Genomic DNA, 24,179 nt, shown 5'->3' on the forward strand with positions numbered 1-24,179 from the left:
TTACCTATGCTCGCTTCCAAATCGCTTCCCGGTAGGCTGTTGGCGTCTCCCCCATACGATTTTTAAACGTTCGCGTAAAAGCATACAAAGAAGAATATCCGGTCGTATAAGCGACCTCCGTAATGGAGGCATCCGTCTCCGCAAGAAGCCGCTTGGCGGATTCCATCCGTACCTGCGTGATGAACTCGCTTGGCGGCATTCCAACCTTTTCCGAGAAAGCAACGGAGTAATACGTCCGGTTCATTCCCGCTGCCTTGGCTGCCTGTTGGACCGTGATGCCTTCCGTGGCATGCTGCCGGATATAGGACATGCTTTGCTTGACCCAATCCGTGGCATTCAGGGCATACGCAGGGGGAGCCGTCCGGCATAAGGCTGCGAATAGACGGTACAGCAAGCTTTGCATTTCAAGTGACCGAACATGGGCGCTCTCCGTCTCCCCGCTCCTCATCATATCAAGCAAGCCATTAAGGGCCCGCTCCGCCTCTTGCGTCCATCGGTCCTCCAGAAACGGCCTTTCGTAACTTATGCCGGCGAGCGCCAGCAGTTCTGCTGCTTGTGGACCATCCATCACAATCCAGCTCATCCGGGGCGGCTTTTCCCCTTCAACCGCATAGTACGTATAGGTACGCGCAGGGAACAAGCAGAACAGATCCCCCGCCGACAGCGTTACGCAATTCCCTGCATCCCACTCTACCCGAACGAAGCCTTCCTTTACGATATGCAGGCTGTAGCTCTCAATCCTTTTGGGTCCGGCACCGTAGCCTTGCCTGGTCTCCGTCAGCCCCCCTCTCACGGGCCATATCGAGCATTGCTTATCCAGCTCGCTTATCGCATGAAACAGAAACTCGGCGGTTTCGAAGCCTCCCGAACTATTGCCATTCATCTCAATCCGCCCCCTAACCTGACAAATTGGTAAATCAACCATACATGATGCTATTTTACGACTGCCTCCTATCCATTACAATGATTGGCATGGAGGCGATTTTCTCTTGAAAAAACCAAACATTTTGTTGATTACAAGCGATCAGCAGCACTGGAATACGCTAGGTTATTTCAATAACGAATTAAGCACGCCCAATCTAGACCGGCTTATTCAGTCCGGCACAACCTTTACAAAAGCCTATTGCCCGAATCCGACGTGCACGCCAAGCCGTGCATCTATTATTACCGGCCAATACCCAAGCCAGCATGGCGCTTGGACGCTAGGAACAAAGCTTCTGGAAGACCGGCATTTCGTCGGGGAAGATTTTAATACTGCCGGCTACAAAACCGCGCTTGTTGGCAAAGCGCATTTTCAACCGTTGTCTTCAACGGAGGAATACCCGTCGCTTGAGGCTTACCCGGTCCTGCAGGATTTGGAGAAATGGAAGCAATTCAACGGTCCTTTCTACGGCTTCGAGCATGTCGAGCTTACGCGCAATCATACGAACGAAGCTCATGTAGGCCAGCATTATGCTTTATGGATGGAGGAGAAAGGCTGCGCCAATTGGCGGGATTACTTCCTTCCCCCAACAGGCAGCATGGATCCTTCCGTTACGTACAAGTGGCCGATTCCCGAGAAGTATCATTACAATACGTGGATTGCGGAGCGAACGAACGCGCTTATGGAGCAATACGCCGAAGAAGACAAACCGTTCTTCCTCTGGTCAAGCTTCTTCGACCCGCATCCGGAATATTTGGTGCCGGAGCCTTGGGATACGATGTACGATCCGGATTCCTTGACGATTCCGGATATCGTGCCAGGCGAGCACGACAAAAACCCGCCCCATTTCGGTCTTACGCAAGAGGACAATCCGGACTTCTCTCCTTGGGCGGAAACGGGAAATGGCATTCACGGGTATCGATCGCATCATTACTATGAATACGGCGAACGGAAAAAGCTTACCGACTACGACAAGAAGAAGCTGGTCGCCGTCTATTACGGCATGATCAGCATGATGGACAAATATATCGGCACGATCCTCGATAAGCTCGAAGAGCTTGGCATTGCGGACAACACGGTTGTTGTCTTTACGACGGATCATGGCCATTTCTTCGGCCAGCACGGCCTGCAGGCCAAAGGCGGCTTCCATTACGAGGACCTGATTCGCCTGCCGTTTATCGTGCGTTATCCGGGGCAGGTTCCGGCAGGAGTAACGTCAGGCGCGATCCAATCGCTAGTTGACCTTGCGCCAACGTTCCTGTCGCTTTGCGGCATTCCGATCCCGCATGCGATGACCGGCGTCGATCAAAGCGGGGTATGGAAAGGTAAGGCATCCTCTGCCAGAGATCATGCCATCTGCGAATTCCGTCATGAGCCAACAACCATTCATCAGAAAACGTACGTCGACCAGCGTTACAAAATTACGGTTTATTACAACCAGACCTACGGCGAAATCTTCGATCTGCAGGATGACCCAAGCGAGCTCAACAACTTGTGGGACGATCCGGCGTACGCGGCGCTGAAATCCGAGCTGCTGCTTAAGTACATCTGGGCGGAGCTTGGCAAGGAAGCAATGCCGATGCCGCGCATTTCTGGCGCGTAGGCTGAATTCTGTACAACGAAAAGAAGGAGCAGCTGCCGCTTCAACGGCTTACTGCTCCTTCTTCCTGCAACACGGGGAAACATTTCACTCTCAGACGGCACTTCTATTTATGCAGCCTATCAGACGCGACTCGATATCAGAGGCAATCTTCATCATTTCCTCGTTCTCCGTTAAACCGATTAATGCCGTTGGTTTAGGCATGCCAATCTTGGTAACGGCCTCCTCCACATACACTGCCAGTTTGCATGGCAGAAAGTATCCAAGCAGCGCGTTCTCGGACAGTACCTTCTTGGCTTCAACCGGATTGCATACCTCCAGAATTTGATAAGGCATATCCAGCTCGATCCCTTTCTCCTGCAGCTTCTCCTTCATATCAAGCTTCCAAAGCACGCCAAACTTCTCTTCCATAAGATGCTGGGTTAACGCCTCAACGGCTTGCTCGGGTGTTTTCGTTGTTTCTACTGTATAATGGAACATTTAACGGTTAACTCCTAACTTCAGCTTTTTTTGACAGGCTCTAATGTCATTCCTATTGTGGCAAAAAAATGATGTGCCTAATCAGGTATTCCCATACCTGATTAGGCACATCTGCTTCATCTCTTACTTCTCCCATAGCTCGATGAGCCGGCCATCGGGATCTTCAATCCAAATAAACTGTCCATATTCGCTTCTCTCTTTTTTCCTTGCAAGAGGTACGCCAACCAGTTCAAGATGCTTAATAGTCTCGTCCAGATTATGGACTTGGAAATTTAGCATCACTTGTTGATCTGTCGGGAAATACGGGTCATCCTCGGAAAAGAAAGAAAAGATCGTCTCGTTTCCCGATTGCGATTTTATCATAGTCCCATTCCAGTCTCCTATTTCAAGCTTCAGCACTTCACTGTACCACTTTTTAATGGCATCAAGATTTTTGGTTCTCCAAAATACTCCTCCGAAACCTTTTATCATCGTATCGATCTCCTGTCCTTCATTAGATTTTGGCTATATTCTTTCTTTCATTCATCACTGTCAAACTTTTGGCGAGTGCCTACCCGCCAGCGCCCTGATATCGGTTCACTCCTAGCATCCAGACACGGTAGCCAATCCAGTAGATGAGCGGTCCGACCGCGGGCACGATCCACTTCACCCAGGAGGAGAGAAAGGACGTGTCTTGCGAGAACAGGAACGCCGCGGGATAATAATTGATAAAGGCAAACGGAATGACAAACGTCAGCAAGAGCTGGATGAACGTACCGAATACGGGAAGAGGATACGAGATAAAGTCCTTGAGCTTGAAGAACAGCGTAAACAGGAATCCCGTTCTCACCCAGATAAACGAGGTCGCGCCGATCAGCGACATGAAGCCGGCCTGAATCAACGCGCCACCGATAACGGCCAGCACGAGGTACAGAACGCTTAGCGCTGTCCACTCCAAATCGAGGGAAGTAAGCGACCAGACGAGCACCGAGCCGGAAATGGCGAGATGGGCGATGTAACCCAAGTTGAAGCCTCTGCAAACGAGATACAGATAAGGATTGACCGGCTTGACGAGCAGAGAGTCGAACGTCCCGTTCTTCACATGCCCTTCGAGTTCTCGCATTTGCACGAACGAGAAGGATCCTCCAAGCGCGTAAGTGAACAAGCCGATACTGTATAAAAAAGCAATCTCCGGCCAAGTCCAGCCGGCCATCGAATCAAACCGGCGGATAAACAGCCAGATGACGAGATAATCCGCCGTGTAGCTGATCATCTGGGCCAGGATCGCCAGCAGGAAGTCGGCCCGGTACTCCAGTCGTTCCTTCGTCAGCAGGCGCACCAGCTGTCCGAACAATCGAAATGTCATTTTCGTCCATCCTCCTTATCCGCCTTGAACGACAAGCCGCCGAACGGCTCTTCGCCACAGCCAATTCACGAATACGGCCAACACCGCCGTCCATAACACGCCTTTGCCTAGCAGCATCGCAACTTGTTCCATCGGAAGCGTGCCCAAGTACAGGGCGGCCGGAACATATCCGAGAAACTGGAAGGGCAGCGCCGAAGCGACTGCTTGCCATGAGTCGGGGAAAAACCAAAGCGGCAGAAACGATCCCGAAAACAGCGTCGTCAATCCGCCGAGTATCCACACGAGTGCGAAGTGGTTCATCACCCAGAACGCGATGAGCGAGATGAGGTAACCGAGCAAAAACGAGATCAGCAAAGCAATGCACAGCGACATAAGGAATGCGGCCAGATTGGCGCCGGAGGCTGGAGGCAGCATGCCGAAGCAAAGCCATACGATCAGAAGTGACGGCACGGCGGTAAACAAGAATCGGTAGAAGGCGCCTCCGAGGCCGTCGGCGAATAAACAAACCGGGTAAGACAGCGGCTTGATCAGCTCGGAGGCGATAGCTCCGGATTTCAGGCTGTTGTCGACCTTATCGCTCATGCCGTTGAACAGAAGCCCGTACAGCAGCGTATTCAGAATGCTGTAGGTAATCATTTGGTCGACGGAGATACCCTCCACGCTCTCGTCTCCGATGACGGCCCGCCATATTTCAACCTGAATAAGAATCGTAACGAAATTGCCTAGCAGCCGCAGCCAAACCTCGGAGCGGTAGGATAATTGATTAATGAACGCTTTAATGCCGAACATCCAGTACATCTTCAATGAAACGCCCTCCGTTCATCCGATTTCACGCTCATCCCGGTCTTCTTCCTGCAGCTGTAAATACAGCTTGCGAATGACCGAGTCGATGTCTGCTCCTTCAATAGAGGCGTCCTCCACCGGATACGAAGCGGCGATTTGGCTGATGTACTCGAATACGGCCGATCCTCCTCGTTCGCAGAGGAATGTTTTGCGCACACCTTCGTCATGGATAAGCGTCATTCCAGGGGACTTAACCGGACCCGGATCGAACCGGAAATCGATGATGACGCGCCGCTCATTGCCGAGATTGCTGCGCAGGCTGGCAACGGAGCCGTCATAGACGAGATTGCCTTTGTTCACGACGATCATGCGAGGGCAAATCTCTTCGATGTCTTTCATATCATGGGTCGTCAAAATAATGGAAACCTTCTTCTCACGGTTGACCGTGCGTAGAAATTGCCGGATTTGATCCTTCGCCAATACGTCCAGACCGATCGTAGGCTCGTCGAGAAACAAAATCTTCGGTTCGTGTAGAAGGGAAATGGCGATTTCGACACGCATGCGCTGTCCAAGGCTCAGCTGTCTGACGGGCTTTTGAATGAAGGAAGACAAGGAGAGGAGCTCGGTGCAGAACTCGACATTGTTCCGAAATTGGGTGTCGGAAAGTTTGTATACATATTTATGGAGATCGAATGAGTCCATAACAGGCAAGTCCCACCACAGCTGGCTTCGCTGTCCGAACACGACACCGATATGCTGGGCGATTTGCCTCCGCGACTCATGCGGAACGGTGTCCATAACCTTTACCTCGCCGGAGGTCGGGACTAGAATGCCGCTCATCATTTTGATCATCGTCGACTTGCCGGCACCGTTCGGCCCCAGATAGCCCACCGCTTCGCCTTGCCCGATCGAGAAGGAAATATCGCGCACCGCCGCCTCCTCCGTAAACTGTCTTGTGAACAGACTGCGCATAGATCCGATAAGCCCCGGATACCGTTTGTATTGCCGATACGTCTTTGTCACTTGATTCACTTCGATAATACCCATTCCATCACCCGTCCGTCCTCTATGATTTATTAACCAGAATAGCGCTTTCACAAGAGTGGTAATACCTTCTTAATTAGACATCTTTTCATGGGGATATTTTACATCCCCTGAATCCATCAGCCTAAAAAAAACTTGTTTGTTTGATTCTTGTGATGAAATTCTAATGCCTCTAAATCTTCGCCAGGTAACGTAAAGTAAGTCTTGCCGTCCGCCTTAAGACCAACGGTATGTCGGCAACCCGCCGTTATGACAGGCCACCGTTTTCTATTTATCGCTGCTTGCATTCGTTCCCTCCAATCATCCAAGGATAACCGCCGCAGATAAAAAAATGAGCCTCGAATATCTTCGGGGCTCTGTCTAGTAATTCTCACCGCGATAATAACGGTCAAGCTTATGTTCTAAGTGAGCGAGCTGCGACTTCTTCTCCTCGATATCGTCCAAAAGCTTCTGCTTCTGCTCTTGAATGAGCTTAATTCTTTCAGGAAGAGTTGCCGTTCCGGTTTTTACCATGTCATAGTATTGCTTAATGTCCTCCACGCTCATTCCGGTTTCGCGAAGACATTTGATGAAAACCAGCCAATTCAGCTCGTGCTCGGTATAGAGACGATTATTTTGTTCGTTCCGCGCCGCCGGTTCCAACAGCCCTTTTCTTTCATAGCCTATATTCAATCCGGTCTCCTTCGCTGCATGTCCAATCGTAAACATAGTTGTCCTCGAATAGTGAGGGATACTTTTGAAAAAGACCGCATTTGTAACAGGAGCTAATAAAGGAATCGGATTTGAAATAGCCAAACAGCTGGGCGAAAAAGGCTGGAGGGTGCTCCTCGGCGCCCGTGACGCGAAGCGGGGCCAAGCCGCCGTTTCCGAACTGTCCGCTCAGGGACTGGACGTCGAATGGATTCAAATCGACATGACTGATTTGACGAGCATTGAAACAGCTTCGCAAATAATCAAGACAAAATATCCGGCATTAAAGCTTCTGATTAACAATGCAGGCATGCCAGGCGCTTTTTCCAGCTCCTTTACGGATACGAAAGAAGAAGATCTGCGCAACGCTTTTGAAGTAAATTTCTTCGGTACCTATCGCTTAAACCAACGTTTGTTTCCGCTGATCAAGGATAACGAAGGCACGATCGTCAACGTATCAACCGACATGGCGTCCCTTAACCATATGCAAAACGCCGAATTCACGTTAAACGCCTTCGATTACAATTCGTCTAAAACAGCCAACAATGCCATGACTTTATCGATGGCCTATGAATTAAGAAACAGCGCTGCTCAAGTGTTCGCTGTAACGCCGGGTTTCACGACGACCGATCTGAACGGCAATGCGGAAGGCGGTAAATCAAAGGCAGAAGGCGCTGCCATCATCGTCGGATACGCAACGGACGGTAAGCGACACAACGGTGAATTTCTGAATGAGCATGGCGTTTTCGCGTGGTAATTCGATTCGTTATGCGTAAAAAAGCCAGCAGCCCTTCGGCTGCTGGCTTTTCATTATTCAGAACATCCTTCTAAAACCTTATTCCACCGTAACCGACTTCGCCAGGTTACGCGGTTTATCAACGTCATGGCCAAGTGCCAGCGATGCGTAGTAAGAGATCAGCTGGAGCGGCACAACCGACAGGGCTGGTGCCAGAATCGGCAATGTTTTCGGAATCGCGAACAATTCGTCAACCGATTTGCCAACCTCAGCTTCGCTGCCTGCATTTGCAAGGCCAAAGACATGCGCGCCGCGTGCTTTTACTTCCTTGATGTTGCTCAATGTTTTCTCATACAGCTCTTCTTGCGTCACAAGCGCGATGACCGGAATACCATCCTCGATCAGAGCCAGCGTACCGTGCTTCAGCTCGCCTGCCGCATACGCTTCGGAGTGAATGTACGAGATTTCTTTCAACTTCAGCGAGCCTTCTTGCGCGACTGCGTAGTCAACGCCGCGGCCGATGAAGAACAAGCTCTTATGATGCGAGATCGACTCCGCTACCTGCTTCAGCACTGGAGCCTTTTCGAGGATGCTCTCTACTTGCTCCGGAAGCTCATTCATTGCAGCGATAAGGCCGGCAACGGTTGCTTCGTCTTTTGTACCAAGGATAGTAGCCAGGTGCAGACCAAACAGGTAGAAGGCAATCAACTGCGAAGTATAGGCTTTTGTCGATGCAACCGCAATTTCCGGACCTGCCCAAGTTACGAGCACATCGTCTGCTTCACGGGCAACCGAGCTGCCTACAACGTTAGTGATCGCGAGAACGCGGGCACCGTTGCGTTGTGCTTCACGAAGCGCAGCTAACGTATCCGCTGTTTCGCCCGATTGGCTGACTACGATAACAAGCGTGTCAGGCGTAATAATCGGCGAACGGTAACGGTATTCGGATGCTACATCCGTCTCAACCGGGATGCGCGCGAGCGATTCGATAACCGTTTTGCCAACCATGCCGGCATGATATGCCGTACCGCAAGCAACGATATGCACTTTACGGATCGACTTCACGTAATCCGCCGTCATGGTCAGCTCTTTCAGGTTTACGGACTTGCCATCCTCCGCAATGCGGCCCAGCATGGTGTCGCGGTAAGCCTTCGGCTGCTCGTAAATTTCTTTCAGCATAAAATGATCAAATCCGGCTTTCTCCGCTGTCACAAGATCCCAATCGACATGGTATATTTCCTTGGAAATAAATTCGCCTTCTGTCGTCATGAGTTCGACACTATCACGTGTCAATACAGCCATTTCGCCGTCGTTCAAGATGTATACATTTCGAGTATGCTCCAAAATTGCCGGAATATCCGACCCGATAAAGTTCTCGCCTTCGCCGATGCCGATAACAAGCGGGCTAGCAAAACGAACCGCAACCAGACGTTCTGGTTCGTATTCCGTCAATACGCCAAGCGCAAACGCGCCGCGCATGCGTTTTACGGCACGTTGTACCGCTTCGACAATGTTGCCGTCGTATTCGTCAGCAACGAGATGCGAGATAACCTCTGTGTCCGTCTCCGACACAAAACGATGTCCTTTCGCCATCAGCTCATCTTTCAGGTCCAGGTAGTTTTCGACAATGCCGTTATGCACGACCGAGAACTTCGCCGAATTATCCGTATGAGGATGCGAATTAACGTCCGATGGCTTGCCATGAGTAGCCCAGCGTGTATGTCCGATGCCAACCGACCCGGCGAGCGGCTCATCACGCAGTTTATCCTCCAAGACAGCCAGACGGCCTTTGGATTTCTTGATTTCCAGTCCGTTCGTTGTGAATACCGCAATACCGGCGGAGTCATAACCGCGGTATTCCAGCTTCTTAAGTCCTTCGATCAAAATATCCTGAGAATCACGTTTACCAATATATCCTACAATACCACACATATATAAAGACCTCCGATAATCAATAGTAGTCTCCCCACTATGACTATGGCTGCCAGCCTATATGCGGCACAGGCGTTATTTTCCCTTTTGCCCGTGCCAGCCCCTCAGGCGGCACCATAGACATACGGGAGCATGTTTATAAAAACTCGAAATGAACAAAATGATCAATAGTGCAGCCTGCCGGACGTTTGTGAGATCGGTCGCCCAATCTTTTTGCGTATCGGCTTTCGGTTGGCTTTGCGATAACCGGAAGGTCCCCGCCGAATAATTCGAACACCTTCACCTCGTCAGCTTCCTCGTGTGACCCTCCCCGATCTTATAAATAAGATTGGAAGGCATCATCCCCCTTGAAGCTCTGGCGCTTATAAAACGTTAATTTAACCTCTATCCTCGCTTTCCTGCTTGAATCATACTTCCTATCATATTCACTTTCGACTTGTTTCGCAACCTGAACTTTAGGCGCAGGACGAACAACGCCCTCATTTTCCCTTAACAATATACGCCTTCTCGTCCGAATTGCCCAAGCCTAATCATACATTTGCCCCAACTTTTCAAAAAAATGATTTCCCTTACATTACCTATATATTCATTTGCCTAGCCGCGCATGTAAAAGTCTCCACGGAATTGTGGAGACTTTCGCATTTGTATGCAAAGGCTTTAAGCCCGATAACGTTTAGCCTAATTGCTCTTTCACGACATTTACGATTCGTGCTACATACTCCTCGATCTGGTCCTTATCCGGGCCTTCGGCCATAACGCGGATCAGCGACTCCGTACCGGAAGGACGAACAAGCACGCGGCCGTTATCGCCAAGCTCATTCTCAACCTGCTCAGCGGCGTTAGCGATTGCCTCATTTCCCGCGTACAGGCTCTTGTCCGCAACGCGAACGTTCACCAGCACCTGCGGATATTTGCTCATCAGCGTTTTTAGCCCGCTCAGCTTCTGGCCGGATGCCACGAGAGTATCCACCAGCTGCAGAGCAGTCAGAATACCGTCGCCGGTTGTGTTGTAATCAAGGAAGATCACGTGGCCTGACTGTTCGCCGCCCAAGTTGAAGCCGCCGCGGCGCATTTCTTCCATCACGTAACGGTCGCCGACCGCGGTTTGCGCCGTATTCAGCCCAAGACGCTGCGTTGCTTTGAAGAAACCGATGTTCGCCATAACGGTTGTAACAATCGTATCGTTATGCAGCTTGCCTGCCCGCTTCATCGCATCGCCGCAGATGCACAGGATGTAATCTCCGTCTACTTCTTCGCCTTTGTCGTCAATCGCGATTAGACGGTCGGCATCCCCGTCAAACGACAGTCCTAGGTCCGCGCCATGCGCCAGAACCTGCTCGCGCAAATATTCCGGATGCGTCGAACCAACGCCAGCATTGATGTTGCGGCCGTCCGGCTCAGCGCCCACGGTAATAATCTCCGCTCCAAGCTCGCGGAATACTTTTGGCGCCAGCTCGTAAGCTGAGCCATGCGCGCAGTCGAGAACGATTTTGAGGCCGCCGAAATTGCCTTTAATCGTTGTTTTCAAGTAATCGAGGTAACGGAATTTCGCCTGATCGTCGTTCGTTACGGCACCGATATCGCCGCCGATTGGACGAGGCAGCTCATCCACCTCGGCATCAATCAGACGCTCGATTTCAAGCTCCGTTTCGTCGGACAGCTTGAAGCCGTCGCCGCCAAAGAACTTAATGCCGTTATCCTGAACCGGGTTATGCGAAGCCGAGATCATAACGCCCGCATCCGCTTTAAGCTCGCGCGTGATGTACGCCACCGCAGGTGTCGATACAACGCCAAGGCGAATAACGCTTGCGCCAATCGACAGAAGACCTGCAATAAGAGCAGCCTCCAGCATTGGACCCGAGATCCGCGTATCCAGACCGATAACGACTGTAGGCTTATCCGCCTGTCCCGTTAATACATAACCGCCGCAGCGGCCGATTTTATAAGCAAGCTCCGGAGTCAGCTCCTGATTGGCTACTCCGCGCACTCCGTCCGTACCAAAATATTTCCCCATCGTTTCTCATGCCCCTTTTGTCGTTAAATCTGCTGCTGCAAATGGCCTATTCCATATCCTACTCCATCTGAGGCCGCTTTTGAACTACTATTAATTACCGCTTTTCCCGCTTCCATGTATTTCTTAATGGCTTGCATCCGGATCAGTCCCGGTGTCATTACCTGAAGAAGGATCAGGACTGGAGCCTGTATTCGTGCCCGAGCCATTGCCGGTTCCATTTCCGGTGCCGCTACCGTTTCCTGCTCCCGTATCCGGCGGCGATGGCGTATCCTCCGGTTGTCCGCCGGCTGGAACATCTCCGTTGCCGCTACCGTCCGTGTTGCCCCCGCTAGGGGCGTTTTTGTCCGCAATATCAAGCGTAACCGTAAATTTCTGCGATTCGTCGGCCAAGTCTATAAATCGCGGCAGCTTCACGAGAAGCGGAAATGTGGCTTGACCAATCTTGGCACCGCTCAGATCCGCGATAAGCCGCACGTCATTGGCTTGAATAGCCGCAAGCATATTAGGCGCTCCGCGAACCGTTACCGAGACACGGCCGTCTGCGGGATCCTTAAAGGCAGCCTTCAACCCATCGGGCAAGTCATTCAAGATTACGCTCCGGTCGAGCGTCAGCGTCTGGGAAGGCACAACCTTAACCTCCACATTAATCTCTGACGGCTCGACCATCTTCACGTCGCCAACCGCCGTTACCTTCGCTTTGACCGTACCGGATTCCTTAATCTTCGACAAATCAACCGTCACGCCGCCGCTATAAGTATCCATGGAATCCAGCAGCTTCTGATCCCCGTATACGGCGACTTTATCTATATCCGCTTTTACCGAGCTGACGCTTAATCCATCCGGCAGACTTCCCGTGAAGCCAAGCTGCAAAGGCATCGTCTTAAGCGGCGGAGTCACCGGCACTTCCACTTCAACGGTCGAAGGCTTTACGATCGCATGCTCCATCGCTTCGCCTTCGGTATCGTAGACGACAACCTGCGCTTTTTTATTCGTAACGGTCTTCTCCGCGCCTTCAATATCAACGGTTGTTCGTACTGCCCCAACAAGAGCCATCTCGTCCTTCGGTAGCGTCACGTTCACGATCGTTCCCGATTTTACCGTTGGCGTACCGGTGATATAACCGTTCGCAGGCGTCCCTTCCGTTGCGACCCCAAGGTCGAACGTCTTCGTCTCGATTTCTACAATATCCACTGTAGCGGAACGCGGCGACATTTCAATCAGACTAATGCCCTTGGGCAAATCATAGGTCAGCGGCACCACATGCTCGCCCGGAGTCACATGGCTTAAATCCAGATGCACCGCATAACCATCGTCCTTCATCGTCAACAGATTAGCTTTGCGTCCTTCTACGACCAGCCGGACAACGGTAGGTTCTACATTTACGAGTGCATATTTCGTTTCATTCAGTCCGGTCGGAATAACCGAGGCGGCCTCAATGACTTTTGTATCCATAGTGGAAGTCACGGTGGCCGGGGTCGATTCCGGATCAAAATGAACCATTGCCCACAGAAGCAGCGCAATCGCTACAGAAAGAATCTTAAGTATCGTCGGATGACTTAACCACTTATCCATCGCGGCCTCCTTTCCGCTTCCAGAACGAGAATGAGAACGAGGAAACGGTTGCCCGCTCCTTGCCGCTCGTCTGTTTCGGCGTCAGCTCCTCGAACAGCTTGGAAATAAGCGATTCTTCCTTAATATCGCGGACAATCATTCCGTTAATCGCAAGGGAGACTTGTCCCGTCTCTTCCGACACGATAACCGCGATGGCGTCACTCACCTCGCTTACTCCGATAGCTGCGCGATGGCGCGTTCCCAGCTCTTTGCTGATAAACGGATTTTCCGAGAGCGGCAAATAACAGCCTGCGGCCATAATTTGATTGCCCCGAATAATTACCGCCCCGTCGTGCAGCGGTGTATTTGGCGTGAAAATATTAATGAGCAGCTCTGACGTAATCCGCGACTCCATCTGGATCCCGGATTCAATCAGCTCGCTGACTCCCGTATTTCGTTCAAACACGATTAATGCTCCGATGCTCCGCTGGGCCATATGCTGAACGGCTCTCATAACGCTATCGACCTGTTCGGCTATAATATCCCGCTCCAGCGTAGACGTGCGGGCAAACAGCTTGCCGCGCCCCAATTGCTCCAGCGCACGCCGAAGCTCCGGCTGGAAAATAATGAATACCGCCAAGACGCCAAAGGTAAACATCTGGTTCATCAGCCATTTCAGCGTATACAAATTAAACCAGGTACTTATCGCCCAGGTGCCAACCAGGACCAAAATCCCCTTCAGAAGCTGGACAGCTCTTGTGCCTCTTACCAGCAAAATCAATTTATAGATAATATAACTGACGATGCCGATATCAATGATGTCCTTTATCCAGCCATTCCAAGTCAAATCATTGAAGTAATTCATAGATCAACCCCCAAACTGCCGACGACAACTCATCATTTAAGTAAGTATAAGATTTCTCTATCTTCCGCCTATATTTCACCCGCGAAACGTATTGCGCTCCATCATACGTTTTTTGGACTCAACTTTATTCTTTTCTAGAATTGCACTTGAAAACCCTTTTTTTCATAAAAAAAATAACCGCCTCTCTGCAAGAGAGGCAGTTCGTCCTAAGAAGCCAATCCGCTGAACGTTTGCGTCACTTTATACCAGAACCAGTCTAGCGCCTGATCAATGGTCCGGCTTTGTCCTGCAATGTATCCCGTTGATGCAAGATTGAGGCGGCCGTCGATAACCGTTACGTTGCCTTCCACTTCGCCTTTTACATCAGCCGTTCCATTCTCGACTACCAGATTGCCCTTCACATGGGCACCTTCCGGAACCGTAACCGTGTTTCCGTTAATGACAACCTGCTGCAGATCTTCTCCGGATACAATCAGCTTGGAATCCTGTTGCCATATTGAAGTGAAGCTGCCGAGCATCACAAGCACGAACAACGCGGCAGCCGTAAGGCCCGGATATTTGTAAATGAACCGGAGCACGCCGCGACGCTCTTTTGTTTTTGCCGGTTTTGGCAGCTGCGCCATAATACGGTTAGTCAAAGCTGATTTATCATAATCGGGAATGGAAACGGTATGCTCCAGCGTACCCAGCATCATCGCTTCCGTTTTCTCCAGCTGTTCAAAGCGGGCCAGGCAAGCGGGACATGAGTGCAAATGATTTTTTAGTTCTCGCGCATCCTCACGCGGCAGATCGCCGTCCAAATAATCATGCATCCATACAACCGCGACGTTGCAATTCATAGCAGCCAGTCCTTTCTTTCGTTTGCTTGCGCATAAGCTCTTCACATTTATAGAGTACGTACAGCTTGCATCGGATGTTTCACTTTTTTTAATCTATAGCTTGTGCTCCAGTTTTTTTCGCAAAAAATCCCTGCCGCGGTGGACGCGCGTCTTGATGGTCGTGACCGGCATGTCCAGAACATCGCCGATCTCCTGCAGAGACATCTCCTGAATATAGCGAAGCATCATAATCGTCTTGTATTTCGGAGGAAGCGATTCGATCGATTCGTGAATAATTCGCTGAGTCTCCGACAGGAGAAGCTCGGATTCCGGCGTACGGTCATCGCTCGGGATCATGGAATAGCCATCCAGACCTTCATGATCCGTAGACTCCGCATCGAGCGAATAAGAAGGCTTCCGCTTCCTCAGCCGGTCGATACAAAGATTCGTCGCAATCCGGTAAATCCACGTTGAGAATTTGAGCGACTCGTCGTATCGCTCCAGATTTTTATAGACGCGCAGGAACGTTTCCTGAACGACGTCTTCCGCCTCCTGGCGGTTATATAACATTCGGTAGGCCATATGGAACAGCTTGTCCTGATACAGACCTACAAGCTCAGCAAATGCCCGCTGGTCGCCTTTCAACGCTAATCTGGCGAGACGGGCTTCCAATACATTCACTATTCATCCTCCTACAAAGAATTATCACACGCTTTTTGTGATAATTCTTACTTCGTAAGCATGGTCCAATCACGCGATTGTGATAATTCTTACTTCGTAAGCATGGTCCAATCACGCGATTGTGATAATTCTTACTTCGTAAGCATGGTCCAATCACGCGATTGTGATAATTCTTACTTCGTAAGCACGGTCACGCCGGCTGCCGCTTTAGGCGCGCACCGTATTCAGCCAGCACAATACCGCCTAGAATAAGCAATATGCCCGCTGCACCGATTAACGTTATCGGCTCTCCTAGAATTAGCCATGCGCTTACTACGGCAAAAGGCAGCTCCGTTGCACCAAGCATCGAAGCAAGCCCGCTTCCTACCCGGGGAATACCGGCATTAAAGAAGACGGTCGGCATGACCTGCCCGAGCAGCCCCAGCGCGAATCCCCATCCCAGAAGTCCCCATTGCTGATCAACGCCCTCAAATGCCTTATAGCCGTATAAAATCAGAATTACAATAAAACCGAATGACATCATAAGAGCTGACTTAAAGACAGGATCATAACCAGGAGCCACTCTGCCCGTTAAAAACAAAAACAGGCTGTACGTAAACGCCGAGGCTAGTCCAAATCCCACGCCAACCCAGTCGATATCCGTAAGTTTATTCTGGAGCAGTCCGGCAGCCAGCACCGTTCCCGCCATCGCCATAACGATGGCTGCCCACTGCCATATCGTTGGCCATTTCCGGTTCCGCAAACTTTCTAGCAAAATCGTAATCCACATGAACTGAAAAAGCAAGACAATTGAGAAGGAAGCATCCAGTCTCTCCAGAGTTTGATTATATAATACGGTTGTCATACTCAGGCCAAAAATACCGGTAAACGCTAATGCGGCCCAATGCTTCAAGCTAAATGCCAGCTTGCTCCATGAGCCTGGCCGCAGGAGAATAAGAATCCACAGGAGCACTGCGCCCATTCCGGCCTGATGCACCGTAATTTGCTGAAAGGTATAGTCATCTTTGTACGCTAGCTTAAGCACCGGCGACATAATTCCGTAGCATGCCGCAGCGGTAATGACCATAACGACTCCCGTCCAATAGCCGGATGAAGTTTTCATCGAACAAAAATCCTCCATTCACATCTGATCTATTATATCGGTTCTCCCCCTTCAAAAGCAAAACAAAACGAAGAGGCGCGCAAGCGGCCTCTTCGTTTCCTAACCTTATGAATGGATAATGGCATTACGCACTGCGGCCAAGCAATTGCTTCAGGGTTTCTTGAATCGTGCTGGTTGGAATAGCGAATCCGATGCCTTGCGCTTCCGCATTTACGGCAGTATTAATACCGATAACTTCACCTTTTGCGTTCAACAGCGGTCCGCCGGAGTTGCCCGGGTTGATCGAAGCGTCCGTTTGTAGCAGATGCTCGTATTGATGCTCGGTACCATCTTCTTCACTGATTGTAATTGGACGCTCCTTCGCGCTGAGCACCCCAACGGTCATCGTGTGATCAAAGCCGTACGGGTTGCCGATTGCTATAACCCAATCCCCGATAGCGGTTTGATCGGAATCGCCAATGGCTAGAGTCGGGAATGCCTTGGAGCCTGTAATTTTCAATACGGCCAGGTCCTGATCCGCATTCTCGCCTACAACATCCGCCACAAACGGTTCATCATACCCTTCCACTTGAACCTTCACTTGCGCTGCCCCTTCAACTACATGGTCATTGGTCAAAATATAGCCGGAGGATTCGAAAAAGAACCCTGTACCCGTTCCTGCCAGCTGCAATTGCGAGCTATCCGTGGAACCTGATTGACTGCCGCCGCTTTGAGACTGCGGTACCTGGCCAAACCCCTGCCAGCCTCCGCCTCTGCCGCCGAAGCCTCTGCCCGTGCTTTGGACCGGCTCCGTATAATTCTCGATTTTGACTACGGCAGGGGATGCTGCTTTATATACGTCAGCGATAGAAGCATCAACGCTTACCGATGCCGTCGTTAAGCCTGCCGACTGCTGCGCCGTATTGCTAGCCAGCGAGGTTGCCGCAGCAGGCTGCTGATTTCCGGTGAACAAGTTCGTCTTATCCGATGCATACATAAATCCGCTGATTACTACCGCCCCAACAAGGAATGCTGCAACCATGGCTTTAGCCTGCGATTTCTTGCCCTTTTTCTTGCCGCCGCTGCCGTAGCCTCCATCGGAACCGTCCATCCCCGTCAGCTGCAATTGATTCTCGTAAGCTTCGCGAAGATTCGCTGCCGAGCGGCTGGGTCCATAAGTATAGGTGTATGGCTTATGTTCAGCTGTCGATTCCGTGTTAGTTGTATCGTTTCCGTTAACTTGGTTATTTTCGAATTCGTTATGGTCCATCGTAATCGCTCCTTTGTCATTGCAATCGCTATTTTTTCTCGCAATTGATGTCGCTTGCTTGATTCCTATCATGAGGGTTGTACCTTAAATCAAACTTAAGCGTATTTTAAAGGAGGATAAATAATGGGCGATCCGTTTCTGTATAACAAAAAACCGGGCAATCCGGCTTGTATGAAGCCGAATGCCCGGTTATAAAGATTGCTGTTAGCCCGTGTTTCTCAGACCCGCAGCAATTCCGTTAATGGTAAGAAGCACTTCGCGGAGCAGCTCAGGATCATCTTCTTCCTTCGCACGCAGCGCTCTCAGCTCCGTCAGAAGCTGAACTTGCATGTAGCTGAGCGGATCCACGTAAGGATTGCGCAGACGAATCGATTCCTGGATAACAGGCACGTTGTCCAGAATCTCGTCTTGCCCGGTGATGCTCAAGATCATTTCCGAAGTCAGCTTATATTCGTTCTCGATCTGCGTGAAGATACGTTCGCGAATCGTGCTGTCGGCGATCATATCCGCGTATTCCTTCGCAATCGTCAGATCTGCTTTAGCCAGTGCCATTTGCAGATTGTCGATGAGCGAACGGAAGAACGGGAATTTCTCGTACATCGTCTTCAAGGTTTCAAGACGCTGCGCATCATCGCCGGTATATTGCTTCAAGGCAGTACCTGCCGCATACCATGCCGGCAGCAAATAACGGCTCTGCGTCCATGCAAATACCCAAGGAATTGCACGGAGATCTTCAAAGCGGTCGCTGTTTTTCCGTTTCGATGGACGGGAACCGATGTTCAGTTCGCCAACCTCAGGAAGCGGAGTCGACTCTTTGAAGTAAGTCAGGAAGTCCGGATCGCGGAAGATCAGATCCTGGTATTTGTTCAAAGCCGTTTCCGAGATCGAACGGGAAATCTCTTCCCACTCTTTCAGCACGGCGTCATCTTGCGCCTGCGGGTATTTCGCAAGACGGGCAGCCGTAATAAGCGCCCATGTTGCCTGCTCCAAGCTGCGGTAAGCAATGCCCTGCATCGAATAACGCGAGGACAATACTTCGCCTTGCTCGGTAATTTTAATACCGCCGCCAACCGTATGCGGCGGTTGAGCCAGAATACTGCGGTTAAGCGGCATTCCACCGCGGCCAAGCGCGCCGCCGCGGCCATGGAAGAACTTCAGCTTCACGCCGTAATCGCCGGCAGTTGCCGTAATCTCATTAAGCGCTACGCGCAGCTCCCAGTTCGCGGTTACCGCGCCGCCGTCTTTGTTGCTATCCGAGTAACCCAGCATAATTTCATGCAGGTCGCCTCTTGCCGCAACGGCTTGACGATAGATCGGCAGCTCGAAGAGCAGCTTCATGATGCCAGGCGCAGCGTGAAGGTCGTCAATCGTCTCGAAGAGCGGCACGGATTGCAGGGTGCAACGAACGCTGCCGTCCGCTTCCTTCCGGAACAAGCCAACCTCTTTCGCGAAGACCATAACCTCCAGCATGTCGCTGGCGCCTTGTGTCATACTTATCAGATAAGTCGAAATACATTCCGGACCAAACTCTTGTTGCGCTTTGTAGACCGTGTGATACACGTCCAGGCACTCGCGAGTCGATGCCGAGTAATCCAGATGGGAAGAAGTAAGCGGACGCGGGTCCTCCAGCAATTTGCTGAGCAATTCAATTTTTTCTTCTTCCGATAAGGAACCGTAGTTCGAAACGATATTCATCTTCGCCAAAATCTCAGCCATCGCATTCTCATGCTCTTGGCTGTGCTGACGGATATCAAGCGTCAGCATATGGAAGCCAAACAGCTCCACTTGGCGTACAAGCTTGCCAATATGCGTATCCGCTACGTAATCGGCAAAATGTCCGCGCAAACTGCGGTCGATAATATTCAGATCCTCAAGCAGCTCGCTAGCGCTGTTATAACGCATGGCAGAGCCTTTGAGCGACTCGTCGCGCGTATTAGCCAGCTTCTCCAGCATAAAGCCCAGCTTAATGCGGTAAGGCTCTTTCGCATTGCGCCACAGGTCGACGCATTTGAGTTCAACATGCTCGCGGTCTTTCTTAATCGAGTTAATCAGCTCTTCGGATACTTCAACCAAGTTCGTGCTGAAGCTCAGAATGCCAACAAGCTCGTTCAGCTTCTCTTCGTATTTCTTAATAGCCAGCTGGCGGTTAAGCGTCAGGGTCTCCCAAGTTACCTTAGCGGTTACGGACGGGTTGCCGTCGCGGTCTCCGCCGATCCACGAGCCAAAGCGCAGATAGCTTGGTACATGCCAGGACTCGCCCGGATAATATTTTGTAAGATTGCGTTCCAGTTCCTCGTATACGTTAGGAAGCACCTCAAACAGGGTTTCATCGAAATAATACAACCCGTTGCGCACTTCATCGATAACAGTTGGCTTACGGTCGCGAAGTTCATCGGTCTGCCACAGAATAAGAACTTCATTCAGCAGCTTGTCCCGAAGGATCTCGCGTTCGCGGTAAGTCAGAGTCGGGTTATCAAGCTCCATTACGTCTTCGGCAATGCGCTTGTGAATGTCAAGCACCGCACGACGCGTCGCTTCCGTCGGATGCGCAGTCATTACGAGCTCAAGCGAAATGTTGCTCAAGATCTCTTGAACACCTTCAACATCGATGTTGCGCTCTTTCAGATCCGAAATCGCGCTCTCAATGGAACCTCGTTGTACACTTTCCCCCGCGGAACGCTCATAGTCGCGTTTACGGCGAATTCGGTGGTTCTGCTCCGCAATGTTGACCAATTGGAAATAGATCGCGAATGCACGGATCACCTGATGGCGAATTTCGGGACTTAATGATGCGATTGTCGTCTTAAACTGTTCAAAAAGCTCAGGTACAAATTCAGCGCGTAACGCTTTACTTGTTTCACGAATTTGCTCGACGATATCCAGCAGTTCGCGGCCGCCTTGATGGACGAGCACTTCCCCAAGTATGTTGCCTAGGAAACGGACGTCTCTGCGCAGCAAATTGTTAGCCTGCGGCCGGTGTTGTGCCGATAAAGTCGATGTTACTTGGTCCGACATACTGATCCTCCTGTACTTTAACGCATTTTCAACTTCTAATCATCATACTACAAAATGGCGTCCGGTTGAAGCCCGAAGCGCCCACTTTCTTTTCATAACGAACGAAAGGCAGCCCCCGCGGGGGCTGCCAATATAAGGAGATAAAATATAAAAACTCCTTCCGAAGAAGGAGATTGTTTGAAAATTTGGAGCGGGTGATGGGAATCGAACCCACGCTATTAGCTTGGAAGGCTAAAGTTCTACCATTGAACTACACCCGCGTATTAAATGGTCGGGATGACACGATTTGAACATGCGACCCCCTGGTCCCAAACCAGGTGCTCTACCAAGCTGAGCTACATCCCGACAAGTATAAATTTTAGTAAAAATTGGCGCGGCCTAAGAGATTCGAACTCCTGACCTTTTGATTCGTAGTCAAACGCTCTATCCAGCTGAGCTAAGGCCGCACATTATGGAGCGGAAGACGGGAATCGAACCCGCGACCCTCGCCTTGGCAAGGCGATGCTCTACCGCTGAGCCACTTCCGCATGTTGCTTTCGTTGTCGTTCGCTTCAGTTATCATCGCGGCGACAAGTAATAATATATCACCTTCAAAAACAAAATGCAACTGTTTTACAAAAGTTTTTTAAGAAAAGTTTTGAAAAGAAAAAGCCGAGCTTTCCGGCACGGCTTTTCATTATGATTATGCTCCTGCAGCGGTCAAAATCCGTTCGGGCTTCGAATCAGCCATGGCTTTATCGGCAGCGGGTTCTCCAGCCAATGCGTATGGCAGGCAAAGCGGTACGCCTGTACGCGGATCTGGAACGATATCTGCTTCGATATTAAATACTTCGCGCAAAATATCCGGTGTCATGACTTCAGCCGGGGTCCCTTCGCCTACGACTGTGCCCTTCTTAATGGCAACCATGTGATGCGCGTAACGAGACGCATGGTTTAAATCGTGGACAACCATAACAACCGTACGGTTGTTCATCTCGTTAAGCTTCTGCAGCAAATGGAGAACCTCCAGCTGATGGGCCATATCGAGGAAGGTCGTTGGCTCGTCGAGGAACAAAATGTCCGTCTCTTGCGCAAGTGCCATTGCGATCCATGCGCGCTGGCGCTGACCGCCAGACAGCTGATCAACGGGACGATCGGTGAATTCCCCCATGCCTGTAGCTTCAATTGCCCATTGAATAATACCGCGGTCTTCCTTCGTCAAAGATCCAAATCCCTTTTGATAAGGGAAACGACCATACGATACAAGCTCGGCAACGGTCAGACCGTCCGGAGCTGTCGGATTCTGCGGCAAAATCGCAAGCTGCTTAGCTACTTCTTTTGTAGACTGCTTGTGAATCGATCTTCCGTCCAAAAGAACGCTGCCTCCAGATGGATTCATCAACCGTGCCATCGTCTTCAGGATGGTCGATTTACCCGATCCGTTAGAACCGACAAGAGCCGTAATTTTGCCTTGAGGGATAGCAATATTTAAATTATGAACGATGAGTCGATCATCATAAGCAATGTCCAGATTCGAAGTCGCAAGACGAATCATTTGACCTGCACGCTCCTTCCGATGCCGTAAGGCAGATCGTTGTCATTTAATATACGCTTGCAGCGCGTTCGTGATAACAATTATCAATTAACTAGGTATAATGATAATCGTTCTCATATGCTTTGTCAATGACGGAATTGTGCTACCTGGCCAAATGACATCGGATTAACCGAGCTAATGTTTAAGGACCTTAACCTTACTCGAGCTTAAATCCTTGTTTCTCTAAAAAGGAACGCATATGAATGCGTACCGGTCCCGCTTTGCTTGCCATCGCCTGTGACCATGTCGTGCTGGCTTTCCCGTTCGATCTTGCCATCATATAAGCGCTTAACGTCTCATCGTAAGAATCGATAGCAGAGTCTATGGCGCCTTGCTTGTATGTATTCTCGAAATAAACGGCCTGACGCGGCAGACGCGGCCGGTCTAGCGGAGACTGATCAGGCACCCCAATACACATCCCAAACACCGGATACACATGCTGAGGAAGCTGCAGAAGCCCAGATACCTTCTCCGGCTGATTTCGGATCCCTCCGATATATACAATTCCGAGCCCAAGGGATTCTGCTGCGACGGCCGCATTCTGTGCAGCTAGCGCAGCATCCACCGTACCGATAATAAAATTCTCCGTCGTACTCGGCATTTCACCGTCATAATGCCGTTTTACCGCTTGTTCCCAGCGGTACAAATCGGCACACCATACGAGGAACACGGGACTATCTTCTACATAAGCCTGGTTGCCTGCCAGCTTGGCCAGCTGGCCGCGCAGTTCCTTGTCCGTTATTCCAATAACGGAATAGGCTTGCATATTGCTTGATGTAGATGCTTGCTGCGCTGCCGTTAATATGGCATCAAGCTGCTGTTCCGTCACCGGATCCTTCGTAAATTTCCGTATAGAGCGATGGCGTTTCATTAAAGCTATAGTTTCATTCATTATCGATATCTCCTTTGGCTAAAAAATCATATGGCTACAATGTAGCACAAAAAAACCTTCAGGACATCTCCTGAAGGTTTGGATGTTAAGTATGGTGCGCGTAGAGGGACTTGAACCCCCACGGTCGCCCGCCAGATCCTAAGTCTGGTGCGTCTGCCAATTCCGCCATACGCGCATGGGTAAAACTTATTAAGAAAAGTGAGCCATGAAGGACTCGAACCTTCGACACCCTGATTAAAAGTCAGGTGCTCTACCAACTGAGCTAATGGCTCGCATTAAAATGGCTGGGGATCAAGGATTCGAACCTTGGAGTGACGGAGTCAAAGTCCGTTGCCTTACCGCTTGGCTAATCCCCAATGTTGTAATGGTGGAGGCTGAGGGGATCGAACCCCCGACCCTCTGCTTGTAAGGCAGATGCTCTCCCAGCTGAGCTAAGCCTCCACAGGCAATAAAGATCCACCGTTTAAGTATATGGTGACCCGTAGGGGATTCGAACCCCTGTTACCTCCGTGAAAGGGAGGTGTCTTAACCCCTTGACCAACGGGCCTTGAAAAAGTAAGTCTGGAGCTCTCAACCGGGATCGAACCGGTGACCTCATCCTTACCATGGATGCACTCTACCTACTGAGCTATGAGAGCAAGTGGCTCCCCGAACAGGACTCGAACCTGTGACAACTCGATTAACAGTCGAGTGCTCTACCAACTGAGCTATCAGGGAATATGTCCAAAGCTTGCGCCTTGAAAACTGGATGCGAAATAATGAATTTTCTCTTAAGCAGTAGGATAAGCCCTCGACCGATTAGTATTCGTCAGCTCCACACATTGCTGTGCTTCCACCCCGAACCTATCAACCTCGTCGTCTTCAAGGGGTCTTACTAATTGGGAAAT

The 24,179-nt window shown here is 50.6% G+C and carries 20 protein-coding genes, 11 tRNA genes and 1 rRNA gene; 2 read left to right on the top strand and 30 right to left on the bottom strand.

Annotated elements, in window-relative coordinates; all coding sequences use genetic code 11:
* Positions 1 to 4 precede the first annotated feature (4 nt).
* Positions 5 to 883, bottom strand: a complete 879-nt coding sequence (locus WFK81_RS30100) for an AraC family transcriptional regulator (protein WP_336791009.1) — start codon at positions 881 to 883, stop codon at positions 5 to 7.
* A gap of 106 nt (positions 884 to 989) precedes the next feature.
* Between WFK81_RS30100 and WFK81_RS30105 the strand changes: the two genes are divergently transcribed.
* Positions 990 to 2,525 carry a sulfatase family protein gene (locus WFK81_RS30105; protein WP_336791010.1) on the top strand — a complete coding sequence of 512 codons (1,536 nt, stop codon included), beginning with the start codon at positions 990 to 992 and terminating at the stop codon, positions 2,523 to 2,525.
* 90 nt (positions 2,526 to 2,615) lie between these two features.
* Here the strand turns inward: WFK81_RS30105 and WFK81_RS30110 are convergent, their stop codons facing one another.
* The 6 genes from WFK81_RS30110 to WFK81_RS30135 all read right to left on the bottom strand — a co-directional run bounded on the left by WFK81_RS30110 (position 2,616) and on the right by WFK81_RS30135 (position 6,882).
* A complete protein-coding gene (locus WFK81_RS30110) occupies positions 2,616 to 3,002 on the bottom strand; it encodes a DUF302 domain-containing protein (protein ID WP_336791011.1) in 387 nt (128 codons plus the stop codon).
* A gap of 123 nt (positions 3,003 to 3,125) precedes the next feature.
* A complete protein-coding gene (locus WFK81_RS30115; protein ID WP_336791012.1) occupies positions 3,126 to 3,473 on the bottom strand; it encodes a VOC family protein in 348 nt (115 codons plus the stop codon).
* A gap of 79 nt (positions 3,474 to 3,552) precedes the next feature.
* On the bottom strand, positions 3,553 to 4,347 hold the full coding sequence (locus tag WFK81_RS30120; RefSeq protein ID WP_336791013.1) for an ABC transporter permease: 795 nt from the start codon (positions 4,345 to 4,347) through the stop codon (positions 3,553 to 3,555).
* Positions 4,348 to 4,362: 15 nt separating this feature from the next.
* Positions 4,363 to 5,145 (bottom strand): ABC transporter permease, encoded by a 783-nt coding sequence (locus WFK81_RS30125; protein ID WP_336791039.1) that lies wholly within the window; start codon positions 5,143 to 5,145, stop codon positions 4,363 to 4,365.
* A 21-nt stretch (positions 5,146 to 5,166) separates the two neighbouring features.
* A complete protein-coding gene (locus tag WFK81_RS30130) occupies positions 5,167 to 6,162 on the bottom strand; it encodes an ABC transporter ATP-binding protein (RefSeq protein ID WP_336791014.1) in 996 nt (331 codons plus the stop codon).
* 372 nt (positions 6,163 to 6,534) lie between these two features.
* Positions 6,535 to 6,882: a MerR family transcriptional regulator gene (locus WFK81_RS30135; protein WP_336791015.1), complete on the bottom strand. Its 348-nt coding sequence runs from the start codon at positions 6,880 to 6,882 to the stop codon at positions 6,535 to 6,537.
* A 28-nt stretch (positions 6,883 to 6,910) separates the two neighbouring features.
* Here WFK81_RS30135 and WFK81_RS30140 point away from each other — a divergent pair, with 28 nt between their 5' ends.
* Entirely contained in the window at positions 6,911 to 7,621 is a 711-nt protein-coding gene (locus tag WFK81_RS30140; protein WP_336791016.1) for an SDR family NAD(P)-dependent oxidoreductase, read from the top strand.
* 78 nt (positions 7,622 to 7,699) lie between these two features.
* Here the strand turns inward: WFK81_RS30140 and glmS are convergent, their stop codons facing one another.
* From glmS to WFK81_RS30255, 23 genes are all read right to left on the bottom strand, one after another.
* Positions 7,700 to 9,532 (bottom strand): glutamine--fructose-6-phosphate transaminase (isomerizing), encoded by a 1,833-nt coding sequence (gene glmS, locus WFK81_RS30145; protein ID WP_336791017.1) that lies wholly within the window; start codon positions 9,530 to 9,532, stop codon positions 7,700 to 7,702.
* 673 nt (positions 9,533 to 10,205) lie between these two features.
* Entirely contained in the window at positions 10,206 to 11,546 is a 1,341-nt protein-coding gene (gene glmM / locus WFK81_RS30150; protein ID WP_336791019.1) for a phosphoglucosamine mutase, read from the bottom strand.
* Between the two features lie 123 nt (positions 11,547 to 11,669).
* Positions 11,670 to 13,118, bottom strand: coding sequence for a CdaR family protein (locus WFK81_RS30155; RefSeq protein WP_336791021.1), 1,449 nt, complete (start codon positions 13,116 to 13,118; stop codon positions 11,670 to 11,672).
* On the bottom strand, positions 13,111 to 13,962 hold the full coding sequence (gene cdaA / locus WFK81_RS30160) for a diadenylate cyclase CdaA (protein WP_336791023.1): 852 nt from the start codon (positions 13,960 to 13,962) through the stop codon (positions 13,111 to 13,113). The genes WFK81_RS30155 and cdaA overlap by 8 nt, the downstream gene beginning before the upstream one ends.
* Before the next feature lie 206 nt (positions 13,963 to 14,168).
* Positions 14,169 to 14,801, bottom strand: a complete 633-nt coding sequence (locus WFK81_RS30165) for a zf-HC2 domain-containing protein (RefSeq protein WP_336791025.1) — start codon at positions 14,799 to 14,801, stop codon at positions 14,169 to 14,171.
* A 93-nt stretch (positions 14,802 to 14,894) separates the two neighbouring features.
* Positions 14,895 to 15,461, bottom strand: coding sequence for an RNA polymerase sigma factor SigW (gene sigW, locus WFK81_RS30170; RefSeq protein WP_336791027.1), 567 nt, complete (start codon positions 15,459 to 15,461; stop codon positions 14,895 to 14,897).
* 190 nt (positions 15,462 to 15,651) lie between these two features.
* A complete protein-coding gene (locus WFK81_RS30175) occupies positions 15,652 to 16,563 on the bottom strand; it encodes an EamA family transporter (RefSeq protein WP_336791029.1) in 912 nt (303 codons plus the stop codon).
* A 124-nt stretch (positions 16,564 to 16,687) separates the two neighbouring features.
* Positions 16,688 to 17,812 (bottom strand): S1C family serine protease, encoded by a 1,125-nt coding sequence (locus WFK81_RS30180; protein ID WP_336791031.1) that lies wholly within the window; start codon positions 17,810 to 17,812, stop codon positions 16,688 to 16,690.
* 204 nt (positions 17,813 to 18,016) lie between these two features.
* Positions 18,017 to 20,827, bottom strand: a complete 2,811-nt coding sequence (ppc, locus tag WFK81_RS30185; protein WP_336791033.1) for a phosphoenolpyruvate carboxylase — start codon at positions 20,825 to 20,827, stop codon at positions 18,017 to 18,019.
* 186 nt (positions 20,828 to 21,013) lie between these two features.
* Positions 21,014 to 21,087 (bottom strand) — tRNA-Gly (locus WFK81_RS30190).
* Positions 21,088 to 21,095: 8 nt separating this feature from the next.
* A tRNA-Pro gene (locus tag WFK81_RS30195) sits at positions 21,096 to 21,172 on the bottom strand.
* A 24-nt stretch (positions 21,173 to 21,196) separates the two neighbouring features.
* Positions 21,197 to 21,273, bottom strand: a tRNA-Arg gene (locus tag WFK81_RS30200).
* 6 nt (positions 21,274 to 21,279) lie between these two features.
* Positions 21,280 to 21,354, bottom strand: a tRNA-Gly gene (locus tag WFK81_RS30205).
* A gap of 155 nt (positions 21,355 to 21,509) precedes the next feature.
* Entirely contained in the window at positions 21,510 to 22,361 is an 852-nt protein-coding gene (locus WFK81_RS30210; protein WP_336791035.1) for an ABC transporter ATP-binding protein, read from the bottom strand.
* 196 nt (positions 22,362 to 22,557) lie between these two features.
* On the bottom strand, positions 22,558 to 23,292 hold the full coding sequence (gene nfsA, locus WFK81_RS30215; protein WP_336791037.1) for an oxygen-insensitive NADPH nitroreductase: 735 nt from the start codon (positions 23,290 to 23,292) through the stop codon (positions 22,558 to 22,560).
* 92 nt (positions 23,293 to 23,384) lie between these two features.
* Positions 23,385 to 23,467 (bottom strand) — tRNA-Leu (locus WFK81_RS30220).
* A gap of 24 nt (positions 23,468 to 23,491) precedes the next feature.
* Positions 23,492 to 23,564: transfer RNA gene (locus WFK81_RS30225), tRNA-Lys, on the bottom strand.
* Between the two features lie 9 nt (positions 23,565 to 23,573).
* Positions 23,574 to 23,648, bottom strand: a tRNA-Gln gene (locus WFK81_RS30230).
* Between the two features lie 9 nt (positions 23,649 to 23,657).
* Positions 23,658 to 23,733, bottom strand: a tRNA-Val gene (locus WFK81_RS30235).
* Between the two features lie 31 nt (positions 23,734 to 23,764).
* Positions 23,765 to 23,839, bottom strand: a tRNA-Glu gene (locus WFK81_RS30240).
* A 15-nt stretch (positions 23,840 to 23,854) separates the two neighbouring features.
* A tRNA-Thr gene (locus WFK81_RS30245) sits at positions 23,855 to 23,930 on the bottom strand.
* A 3-nt stretch (positions 23,931 to 23,933) separates the two neighbouring features.
* Positions 23,934 to 24,009 (bottom strand) — tRNA-Asn (locus tag WFK81_RS30250).
* Positions 24,010 to 24,070: 61 nt separating this feature from the next.
* Positions 24,071 to 24,179: ribosomal RNA gene (locus WFK81_RS30255) — 23S ribosomal RNA — on the bottom strand; the annotation flags it as partial.

The organism is Paenibacillus sp. MMO-177 (assembly GCF_037147795.1).
Taxonomy (GTDB): domain Bacteria; phylum Bacillota; class Bacilli; order Paenibacillales; family Paenibacillaceae; genus Pristimantibacillus.